The organism is Phaeobacter sp. LSS9, from assembly GCF_003443595.1.
GTDB lineage: Bacteria > Pseudomonadota > Alphaproteobacteria > Rhodobacterales > Rhodobacteraceae > Phaeobacter > Phaeobacter piscinae.
The window spans coordinates 3035758-3048174 of record NZ_CP031956.1 but is presented as its reverse complement, the minus strand read 5'-3'; the positions used below and the strand labels follow the sequence as shown (position 1 = coordinate 3048174).

Genomic DNA, 12417 nt, shown 5'->3' with positions numbered 1-12417 from the left:
CTGATCCATATTGATCAGACCACGCCAGTGCCAAGGGATACACCCGTGAAGAAGAAGCAACAGGTCATGGCCGACATGCCGGAAGGCGGGGAAAATCCCCTGACCTCTGCGGTCGTCTCACGCGATCGGTCAACTCTCGACATGGTCAGCGATGCGATTCGCCACAACCAAACCATGCTCGCCTATCAGCCCATCATGCAGGCCATGCCGCCGCAGGGCGTTGCCTTCTACGAGGGGTATATTCGTGTCCTCGACTCGACGGGCCGTGTAATTCCCGCACGCGATTTCATGCCATTGGTCGAGGATAAAGAGGAAGGCCGCGAACTGGATTGCCTCGCACTGGAACACGGTCTGAAGGCGCTCGCGCGCAGCCCGAATATCCGGCTCTCGATCAACATGTCAGCGCGATCTATCGGTTATCGGCGCTGGATGCGGGTTCTGGAACGCCACCTGAAGAAAGATCTCACACTGGGTGAGCGCCTGATGCTTGAGATCAGCGAAGCGTCGGCGATGGCGACGCCTGAGCTTGTGATCGATTTCATTGACCGGATGCAGAAACATGGCATCGCCTTCGCGCTTGATAATTTCGGTGCCGGGGCAACCGCTGTCAGCTACTTCCGGCAATTCTTCTTTGATGCGGTGAAAATCGACGGACAGTTTGTGCGCAACATCCATGCCAGCCATGACAATCAGGCAGTGGTCCGCGCACTGGTCGGGATCGCCAAGCAGTTTGATATGCTCGTCGTTGCCGAATCCGTCGAAAGCCCGGCCGACGCAGAATTTCTGATCTCGATCGGGGTCGATTGCCTGCAAGGCTATCTGTTCGGCGCCCCCTCCGTCAGCCCGCCTTGGTTGGAGGAACTGCGGGAAAACAGCCGCGCCTCCTGAACGCCGCCAACCGACCATCCACTCCCCTGCCAGAATTGGCGGTATCTCGCTCCATGCGGGATCGCCTCAAGGCAGTGTTGAATTGATTGCTTGGCAAACGCCCGGGCCTGTCACAGTATATTCGCCATAGTATTGATTGACACAGGCTCTCCCTGTGGGACACCTTGTGCGTGCTGCACCTGCAGCGAAATACACGGCCTTTATTAGAAAAGGCAGGGGGATCCCGGTTGCTGCGGCTGCGAAAAGCGGCCTGCTCAGTTGGCCTCCCGGGACGATGAATGGCAGAGGACCCTAACTGATGACCAATGTAGTAATTGCATCCGCCGCGCGCACCGCCGTCGGCAGCTTTGGTGGCGCATTCGCCAAGACCCCCGCTCATGATCTCGGCGCTGCGGTGCTGGAAGCTGTCGTAGAACGCGCCGGGATCGACAAATCCGAAGTCTCAGAAACCATTCTGGGCCAAGTATTGACGGCAGCGCAGGGTCAAAACCCAGCCCGTCAGGCGCATATCAACGCTGGGCTCCCCCAGGAATCCGCAGCTTGGGGCCTCAACCAGGTCTGCGGATCGGGGTTGCGGGCCGTGGCCTTGGCCGCTCAGCACATTCAGTTGGGCGACGCTGCTATCGTCTGCGCCGGCGGTCAGGAAAATATGACGCTCTCGCCGCATGCTGCAAATTTGCGTGCCGGTCACAAGATGGGCGATATGAGCTATATCGACACCATGATCCGCGATGGTCTTTGGGACGCCTTTAACGGCTACCACATGGGCCAGACCGCTGAGAATGTTGCCGAAAAATGGCAGATTTCCCGCGAGATGCAGGATGAGTTCGCCGTTGCCAGCCAGAACAAGGCCGAAGCGGCTCAGAAGGCGGGCAAATTTGCTGATGAAATCGCAGCCTTTACGGTCAAGACGCGCAAGGGCGATATCGTTGTGGATCAGGATGAATACATCCGCCACGGCGCCACCATCGAAGCCATGCAAAAACTGCGCCCGGCCTTCGCCAAGGATGGTTCGGTCACCGCCGCCAATGCCTCCGGCCTCAACGACGGTGCCGCTGCCACTCTGCTGATGAGTGCGGATGACGCCGAAAAGCGCGGCATTGAGCCTCTGGCGCGGATTGCCTCCTATGCCACCGCCGGGCTGGATCCGTCGATCATGGGTGTCGGCCCTATCTACGCTTCCCGCAAAGCACTGGAGAAGGCAGGCTGGTCCGTTGATGACCTTGATCTGGTGGAGGCAAACGAAGCCTTCGCAGCGCAGGCCTGCGCCGTGAACAAGGACATGGGCTGGGACCCGGCAATCGTGAACGTCAACGGCGGCGCCATCGCTATTGGTCACCCGATCGGAGCCTCTGGATGCCGGGTTCTCAACACTCTGCTATTCGAAATGAAGCGGCGCGACGCCAAAAAAGGGCTGGCAACCCTTTGCATCGGTGGCGGCATGGGTGTCGCCATGTGCGTGGAGCGCCCCTGAGGCGCAGACTGCTGACCATATCAAGGGCGCCCCGGTGGCGCCCTTTTCTATCTCTGGCGTATTTTGCGATACCTTTGCGGAGCAGGGCGACGCGACGTTCACCTCAATGTCGACTTAAGAAGAGACTTTTCACACGCAATATAATTGCGTAATTCAAAACAAAATAGTAGCAAGATTACCAAGTCAAATAACGGAGGACTATCCCATGGCACGTAACGCACTCGTCACCGGCGGCTCCCGCGGCATCGGCGCAGCAATCTCTCAGGCGCTGAAGGCGGAGGGTTACACGGTGGCGGCGACCTATGCCGGCAATGATGAAGCGGCGGCAAAGTTCACCGAAGAGACCAGCATCAAGACCTACAAGTGGGACGTTGCCAGCTATGAGGATAGCGCTGCCGGTATCGCCAAGGTCGAAGCGGATATCGGCCCTATCGACATCGTGGTCGCCAATGCCGGCATCACCCGCGACGCCCCGTTCCACAAGATGACGCCGGAACAGTGGCAGCAGGTGATCGACACCAATCTCACCGGTGTGTTCAACACCGTGCATCCGATCTGGCCCGGCATGCGTGAGCGCAAATTCGGTCGCGTCATCGTGATTTCCTCAATCAACGGACAAAAGGGCCAGTTCGCGCAAGTGAACTATGCCGCCACCAAAGCTGGCGACCTCGGCATCGTGAAATCCCTGGCCCAAGAAGGCGCCCGCGCCGGCATCACCGCAAACGCCATCTGCCCCGGCTATATCGCAACTGAGATGGTGATGGCCGTTCCAGAGAAAGTCCGCGAATCGATCATCGGTCAGATCCCCGCAGGCCGCTTGGGTGAACCCGAGGAGATCGCCCGCTGTGTCGCCTTCCTCGCGTCGGAGGACTCAGGCTTCATCAACGGCTCAACCATCTCGGCAAACGGCGCGCAGTTCTTCGTCTGAGACCCAGAAAGCCAAAAACGGCAAGGGCCGGTCCTACGGGCCGGCCCTTTTCCAATCCCGTAAGGACATGCGCGCTATGCCCAGCGGGAAACCCCTGCACCCACACGGCCAATACGGCGGGATGTAAATAAACGCGCCCAGAGTGCGCGAAGGACCTGACCGCGCTCTTCATGCGCGCGCTGCATGGCCAGTTTCACGGTACTATTCGCAGAATATTCCATCGCTTCGGCCTCCATTCAGATCAGTGTTGCTAACTTGACCTCAATATGGACCTTTCTTGCAAAAGCGACAAACGAGACTTTTCACGGCTTCAGTTAAGTAATACTGATGTCAGATGCCGGACCGTCTTCCCCCCCTAACCGCCCTACGTGCCTTTGAGGCAGCTGCCCGCCACATGTCTTTTGCCCGTGCCGCGCAGGAGCTCAACGTGACGCCCGCCGCGTTGTCGTTCCAGATAAAATCACTCGAAGAGCATTTGGGCACACCGGTGTTTCGTCGGCTAAACCGCGCAGTGGAGCTGACCGCCGCCGGAACCGCATTGGCGCCTGGAACATCCGATGGGTTCCAGGCTCTGACCGCCGCGTGGCGCACGGCCCTGCGCCTGCAAGACGACGGCGCCTTGACGGTTACCGCTGGCCCTGCCTTCACTGCCAAATGGCTGGCCCCGCGTTTCTATGAATTTGCCCGCGCCCATCCGGAGATTGATCTTCGGTTTTCCGCCAGCCTGCGCCGGGTAGACCTGATGCGTGACGACGTGGATGTGGCCATCCGCTTTGGCTATGGCCCCTACCCGGATGTCTATTCGATGCCGCTTCCGGTCGAATGGGTCATGCCGGTGATGACGCCGGAGATCGCCAGGCAATACCCCACGGTTGCTGCGCTGAAGGATGCGCCGTTGATACATGATGATTCACTGAATTTCATGTCACCACAACTTGATTGGGCAGCTTGGTTCAAGATGATGGGCGAGGAGTTCACTCCGACCCATGGCGCGCGCTTCAGCAACGCCGATCACGCGGTAGACGCGGCGTTGGCCGGTGCCGGAGTGGCCTTGGGAAGACGTGCGCTGGTGGTAAAGGACATCGCCGAAGGACGGCTGGTTACACCGTTCAGAACGGCATTAACAGGCAAGGCCCGCTTTAGCTTTCTGTGCCAGAAGGGAGCCGAGAACCGCCCGCAAATTGTCGCCTTCCGTGATTGGATCCTCGCCGAGATCGAAAAGACGGCTGAAGTATCCGAGGGATTGACCATCGTCTCCGTGGACAGCCTTACATGAGCAGAAATCGCGCAACCGCCATCGGATTTATCGCTGTGCTGCTTTGGTCTCTGCTGGCGGTTCTCACCGTTGGCACGGCCCCAACCCCGCCACTGTTGTTAAATGCGCTGTGCTTCACAATTGGCGGTTCGCTGGGGCTGGTCTGGTGCTGGCGCAGTGGCGGCCTTACCGCATTGCGGGCGGTGTCTTGGCGGGTCTACCTCTTTGGCAGTCTGGGCCTCTTTGGTTATCACGCGCTCTATTTCTCTGCCCTGCGGCTGGCCCCCGCCGCTGAGGCCGGATTGATCGCCTACCTCTGGCCGTTGCTGATCGTGCTGTTCTCCGGCCTGTTGCCTGGTGAGACCCTGCGTGCCGGACATCTCTTCGGGGCTATTTTGGGGTTTGCAGGGGCCGCCGCCATTATCACCGGCGGCGGCGCGGAGTTTGATGCCGCAGCCCTTCCGGGATACGCGCTGGCGCTGCTCTGCGCTTTGACGTGGTCCGGCTATTCCGTTCTGGCCCGACGGCTCGGCACCGCGCCCACCAGCACCGTTGCCGTGTTCTGTCTGATCACGGCCGTGGCCTCCTGGCTGCTGCATTTCGCGCTCGAGGACAGCCAATGGCCCATTGGCATCGCAGGCTGGGGCGCAACACTGGCGCTGGGGTTGGGGCCGGTTGGGCTGGCGTTCTACGTCTGGGACATCGGTGTGAAACAGGGCGACATCCAATTGCTGGGCACCAGCTCTTATGCGGCGCCGCTTCTCTCCACCCTGATCCTGGTGCTGGTTGGAATTGCCCCTGCCACCTGGACGCTGGCCATCGCGGCCTGCCTGATCACGGGCGGAGCCGTTCTTGCCGCCCGCGCCAACAGAGGTCAGTCCTAACAGATACCATCGAAAAGGGGTCACCAGCCGCGCTGATGACCCCCCTCACATCCTATTTTCAAGCTCCCGGTACCGCGGCGGTGGGGCCGCAGGTCACGCGGGAGACAAGGCGCTCCTCAGACGGCAAGCTCCTCCGTCGAGAGGCGTTCAATTTCTTCTTTCAGCTTTAGTTTCTGCTTCTTCATCGACGCGATACTTAGCCCGTCTGTCGCGGGCGAACGTTGGGCGTGTTCGACTTCCATGCTCAGATGCTCGTGCTTCTTCTTAAGTTCGGTGAGATGCGAGCTGAGGCTCATGTCATTCCTCCTTCTTTGAGCGTGTTGCGTACAAAGTGAGTGGAACACAAGAATATTGCTCTGTCACGCTGCAGAAGCATATATTTTGTCATGAAACCGTCATTTCGGCATGGACCCGCCGAATAGGGTCCGATTTTCCACGGATCATCGGGAAATATCAACGGGGCCAGGGCAGCGCACATCCGTCACGAAGGACCGCCCGGATATCCGGGCGGTAGCTCTCCGCATCACACAGATGCGCCTCACCATCATGCAGGATCAGTGGCGCGTGCAGTTTGAATCCCGCACGTCCGCCCTTGCGCGCGCGCAGCAGAACAAGCTCAGCACTCCGGCCCACACGGGCGGCCAACGGCAGAACCTCAAGCGATCCCAAACGCCCCAGACAGGCCCCCAGCATTTCCGGCAGGCGATCGGCCCGCTGGATCATATGAAGATACCCTTTGTGAGAGAGACGCCGTGCAGCCGTGTCGAACCAGACGTTCAATTCGGTTGCGCCACCCAGCGCAATTTGCCGCCCGACATCCTGCGCGGGGCTGTGCGCACCCGCGCGGTAATAGGGCGGGTTGGCGATCACCTGGTCAAATTGCTGCTGCCGCAGATCCATCGGCAACTCTGCCAGGTCCGCTTCAACCACGGTCATATCGACAGAATTCAGCGCGGCATTGCGTCGCGCCAGATCCGCATAGTCGGCTTGCAGCTCCACGCCGGTCAGGTTCAGGTCCGGCACCCGTGCCGCCAAACACAGCAGGCCCGGCCCACCACCGCAGCCCAGCTCCAGCACCCGGTCGCCAGGGCGCGCAGGGACAGTCGCAGCCAGCAACACCGGGTCCACGCCGGCACGATACCCCTGTTTTGGCTGCAACAGCTGCACTTGCCCCCCCAGGAAGGCATCCTGACTAAGCGCCGCGTCGTCAAAGCCGGGCATCAGCGCAACGGGATATCATTGTCGCGCATCACGCGCTCGGCAGCGGCATGATCATCGCTGCGCACCATCAGCCTGCGGGGAAAGATTCCGATACCGCCTTCAAGGATGCTCATATTTACGTCCATTTGAAAGCAGTCTATATCCTCACCCTCAAGAAGGGCGGTGGCAAAGGCTATGATGGTTGGGTCGGTGCTGCGCAAAAGTTCCTTCATAGGGATGGATCTAAGGGCAAGGCCTGCGCCTTGTCGAGCCTTGCAAGCGGGAAAACGATGAATCAAATCCTGACGCAAAAGCCGCATGACATGCTGGCCGCGACACTCAGCGACGAAATGGCAGCGGTGAATACGCTGATCCAGACCCGGATGGCGTCCAAACACGCCCCGCGCATTCCCGAAGTGACGGCCCATCTGGTTGAGGCCGGCGGCAAACGTCTGCGTCCGATGCTGACGCTCGCAGCCGCGCGCCTCTGTGGTTACAGCGGCGACAACCATGTGAAACTGGCAGCAACTGTGGAGTTCATCCACACCGCCACCTTGCTGCATGACGATGTGGTGGACGAAAGCGGCCAGCGGCGCGGTCGCCCGACGGCAAACCTCCTCTGGGACAACAAAAGTTCCGTCTTGGTGGGCGACTACCTGTTTGCTCGCAGCTTTCAGTTGATGGTGGAAACGGGATCACTGCGGGTTCTCGACATCCTCGCCAATGCCTCCGCCACCATTGCCGAAGGTGAAGTCCTGCAAATGACCGCCGCCAGTGATCTGGCCACGGATGAGGACATCTACCTTCAGGTGGTGCGGGGCAAAACTGCGGCATTGTTCTCAGCAGCCACGCAGGCTGGTGGTGTTGTCGCAGGCGCGCCTGAGCCGCAGGTTGATGCCCTCTTTGCCTATGGCGACGCGCTCGGCATTGCTTTTCAGATCGCTGATGATCTTCTGGACTATCAAGGTGATAGCGCCGCGACGGGCAAGAACGTCGGTGATGATTTCCGCGAACGCAAGCTGACCCTGCCGGTGATCAAAGCCGTGGCGCAGGCCACCGCAGAGGAGCGTGCATTCTGGGTCCGGACAATTGAGAAGGGGCGTCAGGACGAGGGCGATTTGGATCACGCGCTGGCGCTGATGGACAAATACGACACCCTGACAGCAACCCGCCACGACGCCATGGATTGGGTGGCAAAGGCGCAGGATGCATTGACCGCGCTGCCCGATGACCCAATCCGCCAGATGCTGCATGATCTGGCCGATTACGTGGTTGCCCGGCTCGCCTGATATCGCAAAATAAAGTGGTGATTTAGCCAAAACGAAGCCAGCGCCCATGCGCTGGCTTTTCGGTATCAGGGCCTCAGACCAGCAAACGCCCCGCGCGCGCCCACCACGCAGGATGCCCCACCCGCAAATGGTCTGCGGCGCCCTGCGCCTCTGCCTCTGTTGGGTAGAGGCCATAGCAAGTGGCGCCAGATCCGGACATGGCGTGATACAGGGGCGCCGTCTCAGACAACGCATCCAGAACCTCTCCAATCACCGGCTCCAATCGGATCGCTGGCGGCTGAAGGTCGTTGCGCTGTGTCTTGAGCCATGCCGCCAAATTTCCAACGGTGTCCCAGGTCGGCAGCTCGGCAGGCATGGCAGGGTTGTCCCGTTTGCCCATCGCACGGAAAATCGCAGGCGTGGCAACGGACACGCCCGGATTGATGAGCACAATCGCGCAGTCTGGCAGCGGCGGCAGACCGTCCAGCTGTTCACCGATCCCACGCATCCGCTGCGTGCCCGGCGACATGCAGACCGGCACATCGGCACCCAGCGGCAGGACATCCTGCGTGCCCGGCAGGGAGAGCCCCCACAGTTCAGACAGTGCCCGTAGAGTCGCCGCCGCATCAGAGGACCCACCGCCAATACCAGATGCGGGCGGAAGGTTTTTCTCCAGTGACAGCGCAGCGCCCCGCGCAGGATCCATCAACGCTGCGGCCTTCATCATCAGATTGCTGGCATCCACCGGCACGCCTGCTGCCATCGGCCCGGTCACCTGCAGCGATCGTTCATCCGACGCAGCAACCGTGATCCGGTCACCGATATCAGCAAAAACCACCAGCGAATCAAGGAGGTGATAGCCATCTGCGCGTTGGCCAGTCACATGCAGGGTCAGATTGATCTTGGCTGGGGCAAAGGCCTCAACCGTCATGGGCAACCTTCAGCGGCGCTGCACCCTCTTCCGCAAGCACCGCATCCAGCCCGGTGTCCAGTTTGCGGCGAATACGCTCTGGGTCGGCCTCGCTGTCGGTATCCTCCGGGTCGATGAAGGACAGCGCCCGCTTCCACTGGAATTCAGCCTCACGGGCCCGACCAACAGCCCAGTAGACATCGCCAAGATGATCATTCACCACCGGATCCACCGGCATCAGCTCAACGGCAGTCTCCATATGGCCAACCGCCTCTTCATAGCGCCCCAGGCGATAAAGGACCCAGCCAAGGCTATCGACGATATAACCCGCATCAGGCCGTGCCGCGACAGCGCGCTCGATCATCGAAAGGGCCTCATCCAGCTTGATCTGCTTTTCCACCAGCGAATAGCCAAGATAATTCAGCACCTGGGGTTGATCGGGGCGAATATCCAAAGCCGCGCGGAAATCAGCCTCCGCCTGCTCCCAGTTCTTCAGCCGCTCGTGACAGATTCCGCGGGCATAGAGCAGGAACCAGCGCCCCTCGACGCTCTCATCCATCAGATCCAGCGCGGTATCATAGGCGGCGACCGCGCCGCTATAATCTTCCTGCTGGCGCAGCAGGTCACCCAGATTGGTGTGAACCGGCACTTCCTTTGGGAAATCGCGCGCCAACTGCTGCAACACCTCAGCAGCGGCATCCGGCTTGGCGGCGCGGCGCAGGGCTTCCGCCCGGCCCAGTTCAGCTGCGTGGTAGTCGGGATGGTCGCGCGGCACCTGTTTGTAGAGATCAATCGACAGGGTATAGCGGCCCAATTGGTCAAACAACTCAGCTGCCAGCAGCAGCGCATCCACGTGATCTTCGCGCAGGGCTGCAGCGACGCGCGCATACATCAGCACATAGTCATCCGCCATCTCACCATTGAGTGCCGCACCCATGGTGAAAAACACTTCGGCAATGCCCTGCTGCGGTGTCGCCGCCAGCGCGTAAGGCAATGTTTCACCGTCCTTCAAGCGGTCCGACAGAGCCGCCAGACCGGGGTCCAGCTGCCCACTGAAAGCCTCGGAAAGGACCTCCAGCGCCTTCTCGTTGCGGCCGAGCTGGGACAGGATTTCAAGCCGTGCGATCACCGCTCGGCGTGAGGTATTGGTCAGCTGCCCCTCATCAGCGGCAAAAAGCGCCTCCGCCCCCTCATAATCGCCAACGGATGCGAGCGCCAAAGCACGGTGATAGCGCGCAAAGAGGCCCAGCCCCTCTTTCTCGCCCAGTTGGTCGAACTGCGCCAGCGCATCATTCACCGATCCGGCGCCAAGATAGGCCCAGCCCAACAACAGCCCATCAACCAGAGCGTTGATTTCATATTGGCCGTCTTGCTGCGAGGTCACCCGCTCAATGATGGTCTGGTAGTCCTCTGCCATCACCAGACTGGCGGTCATGACAATATTGGCAACCTGACTGCGCGCGCCCATTTCGGACAGGCGTTTCGCAACCGGCGCTGCCCCTTTGACGTCGCCCAGCGCCAGCCGTGCAAAGACCACATGCTCCATCAGCAGCGGGTTCTGCGGATCGCGCACCAACGCCCGATTGTAATAATCTGCCGAGGCCTGAAAATCGCTATCCAATGTCGCCGCCCGCGCCGCCAGATACGCCCCGGCAAGCCCATCTGCATGCGCCGCATCGGCCTGCAAGAATATCGGCAGGGTGGTCGTCGCGGCAAGAGCCGCCGCACATGTCAGGCTGCGAAAGAATCGGACGGGCACGGGGGGCCTCCTCTTTGGTGACTGGTCAATATCTGCCTCGCCACAAAGCGTAGAGCGCCACCCCTTAACACGCAATGGGGCAGCCCGCAGGCTGCCCCTATTATTCCGGCAAATACCCGCCGAAACCGCTCGCGACACGATCACATGTTCGGGTAGTTCGGCCCGTCACCGCCCTGAGGCGTGGTCCAGGTGATGTTCTGGCTCGGATCCTTGATATCGCAGGTCTTGCAGTGAACGCAGTTCTGGAAGTTCACGACAAACTCCGGTTTGCCATCCTTTTCGACCACCTCATAGACACCGGCCGGACAGTAACGCTGCGCAGGTTCAGCGAATTTGGGCAGGTTAACACTGATCGGCGTGTCCAGATTGCCAAGACGCAGATGACACGGCTGGCTTTCCTCGTGGTTGGTCGCCGCAAAGGCCACGTTGGTCAGACGGTCGAAGGACAGCACGCCATCGGGCTTGGGGTAGTCGATCGGTTTGTGTTTGGAGGCTTCCTCGGTCGCCTCGGCGTCGTTCTTGCCGTGACCAAGGGTGCCAAACAGCGACACGCCCAGAATGTTGTTGGTCCACATATCCAGACCACCGAGCATCAGCGACGCGGTGAGGCCCCACTTGGACCACATCGGCTTCACGTTGCGCACCATCTTCAGGTCTTTGCCAATGGCACCGTCGCGCACGCTGACCTCATAGTCGGCCAGCTCATCGCCCGAACGCTCTGCCTTGATCGCGTCGAAGGCCGCTTCGGCAGCAGCTTTGCCCGACAACATGGCGTTGTGGTTGCCCTTGATGCGCGGCACGTTGACCATGCCGGCCGAACAGCCCAGCAGAGCCACACCGGGCGCGACCAGCTTCGGCATCGACTGATAGCCACCTTCGGTGATCGCACGGGCGCCATAGGCGACGCGCTTACCCCCCTTCAGCAGCTCAGCCACCATCGGGTGATGCTTGAAGCGCTGGAACTCCATGTAGGGATACAGATGCGGGTTCTTGTAGTTCAGGTGGACCACAAAACCGACGTAAACCTGATTGTTGTCGAGATGATAGATGAAGGAGCCACCGCCCGCGTTGGAGCCCAGCGGCCAGCCCATGGTGTGGGTGACAGAGCCCTCTTTGTGCTTGGCGGGATCAATCTCCCAGATCTCTTTCATGCCAACGCCGTATTTCTGCGGCTCTTTGTCATCAGAGAGGCCGTATTTGGCGATCACTTCCTTGGACAGCGACCCGCGCACACCTTCGGACAGGAACACGTATTTGCCGTGCAGTTCCATCCCCGGTTCGGTGTTGGGACCATAGGAGCCATCCGCTTCCAGACCAAAGACACCGGCAACCACGCCTTTGACTTCGCCGTTGTCGCCGTAAACCAGCTCGGAACATGCCATGCCCGGGAAAATCTCGACGCCCAGCTCTTCGGCCTGCTCTGCCATCCAGCGGCAGACGTTGCCCATAGAGACGATGTAGTTGCCGTGGTTGTTCATCAGCGGCGGCATCGGGAAGTTGGGGATGCGGATCTGACCCGCCTCACCCAGCATGTAAAAATTGTCGTCCTTGACCGGCACGTTCAGCGGCGCGCCTTTTTCCTTCCAGTCAGGGATCAACGCATCCAGACCGCACGGGTCCAGCACCGCACCGGACAGGATATGCGCGCCCACTTCGGAGCCTTTTTCCAGCACCACGACCTGCAGGTCGCTGTCCAGTTGCTTCAGTCGGATCGCCGCAGACAGACCAGCCGGGCCTGCCCCAACGATCACAACGTCGTATTCCATCGCTTCACGTTCAATCTCGGCCATTGCGGGCTCCTTGGCTGTAGGTCTGGGCCATCCCATGCGGGTGGCGTATCCTTGGCGTAAT

At 60.3% G+C, this 12417-nt stretch carries 12 protein-coding genes; 6 read left to right on the top strand and 6 right to left on the bottom strand.

The genetic code is table 11. The annotated features are described in order from the left end of the window. Positions 1-66 precede the first annotated feature (66 nt). From D1820_RS14560 to D1820_RS14540, 5 genes are all read left to right on the top strand, one after another. Positions 67-888, top strand: coding sequence for an EAL domain-containing protein (locus D1820_RS14560; protein ID WP_096596773.1), 822 nt, complete (start codon positions 67-69; stop codon positions 886-888). 298 nt (positions 889-1186) lie between these two features. Then, positions 1187-2362: an acetyl-CoA C-acetyltransferase gene (locus tag D1820_RS14555; protein ID WP_040171273.1), complete on the top strand. Its 1176-nt coding sequence runs from the start codon at positions 1187-1189 to the stop codon at positions 2360-2362. A gap of 205 nt (positions 2363-2567) precedes the next feature. After that, positions 2568-3290, top strand: a complete 723-nt coding sequence (phbB, locus tag D1820_RS14550) for an acetoacetyl-CoA reductase (RefSeq protein WP_118069544.1) — start codon at positions 2568-2570, stop codon at positions 3288-3290. 334 nt (positions 3291-3624) lie between these two features. Next, positions 3625-4566 carry a transcriptional regulator GcvA gene (gene gcvA / locus D1820_RS14545; protein WP_096870485.1) on the top strand — a complete coding sequence of 314 codons (942 nt, stop codon included), beginning with the start codon at positions 3625-3627 and terminating at the stop codon, positions 4564-4566. Then, a complete protein-coding gene (locus D1820_RS14540; RefSeq protein ID WP_096870484.1) occupies positions 4563-5429 on the top strand; it encodes an EamA family transporter in 867 nt (288 codons plus the stop codon). Before gcvA ends, D1820_RS14540 begins: the two co-directional genes overlap by 4 nt. A 116-nt stretch (positions 5430-5545) precedes the next feature. On the opposite strand, the gene D1820_RS14535 is transcribed toward D1820_RS14540, so the two are convergent. From D1820_RS14535 to D1820_RS14525, 3 genes are all read right to left on the bottom strand, one after another. Then, on the bottom strand, positions 5546-5725 hold the full coding sequence (locus D1820_RS14535) for a YdcH family protein (protein WP_014873441.1): 180 nt from the start codon (positions 5723-5725) through the stop codon (positions 5546-5548). A 157-nt stretch (positions 5726-5882) separates the two neighbouring features. After that, positions 5883-6650: a tRNA1(Val) (adenine(37)-N6)-methyltransferase gene (locus D1820_RS14530; protein WP_118069543.1), complete on the bottom strand. Its 768-nt coding sequence runs from the start codon at positions 6648-6650 to the stop codon at positions 5883-5885. Continuing rightward, on the bottom strand, positions 6650-6862 hold the full coding sequence (locus D1820_RS14525; RefSeq protein ID WP_096870482.1) for a DUF2007 domain-containing protein: 213 nt from the start codon (positions 6860-6862) through the stop codon (positions 6650-6652). The genes D1820_RS14530 and D1820_RS14525 overlap by 1 nt, the downstream gene beginning before the upstream one ends. A gap of 57 nt (positions 6863-6919) precedes the next feature. Here D1820_RS14525 and D1820_RS14520 point away from each other — a divergent pair, with 57 nt between their 5' ends. Continuing rightward, positions 6920-7918 carry a polyprenyl synthetase family protein gene (locus tag D1820_RS14520; protein ID WP_118069542.1) on the top strand — a complete coding sequence of 333 codons (999 nt, stop codon included), beginning with the start codon at positions 6920-6922 and terminating at the stop codon, positions 7916-7918. Between the two features lie 73 nt (positions 7919-7991). On the opposite strand, the gene D1820_RS14515 is transcribed toward D1820_RS14520, so the two are convergent. The 3 genes from D1820_RS14515 to D1820_RS14505 all read right to left on the bottom strand — a co-directional run bounded on the left by D1820_RS14515 (position 7992) and on the right by D1820_RS14505 (position 12356). Then, positions 7992-8828 (bottom strand): 4-(cytidine 5'-diphospho)-2-C-methyl-D-erythritol kinase, encoded by an 837-nt coding sequence (locus tag D1820_RS14515; protein ID WP_118069541.1) that lies wholly within the window; start codon positions 8826-8828, stop codon positions 7992-7994. Further along, positions 8818-10566, bottom strand: a complete 1749-nt coding sequence (locus D1820_RS14510; RefSeq protein WP_118069540.1) for a tetratricopeptide repeat protein — start codon at positions 10564-10566, stop codon at positions 8818-8820. The genes D1820_RS14515 and D1820_RS14510 overlap by 11 nt, the downstream gene beginning before the upstream one ends. 140 nt (positions 10567-10706) lie before the next feature. Beyond that, a complete protein-coding gene (locus tag D1820_RS14505) occupies positions 10707-12356 on the bottom strand; it encodes an electron transfer flavoprotein-ubiquinone oxidoreductase (protein ID WP_118069539.1) in 1650 nt (549 codons plus the stop codon). Between the last annotated feature and the right edge of the window lie 61 nt (positions 12357-12417).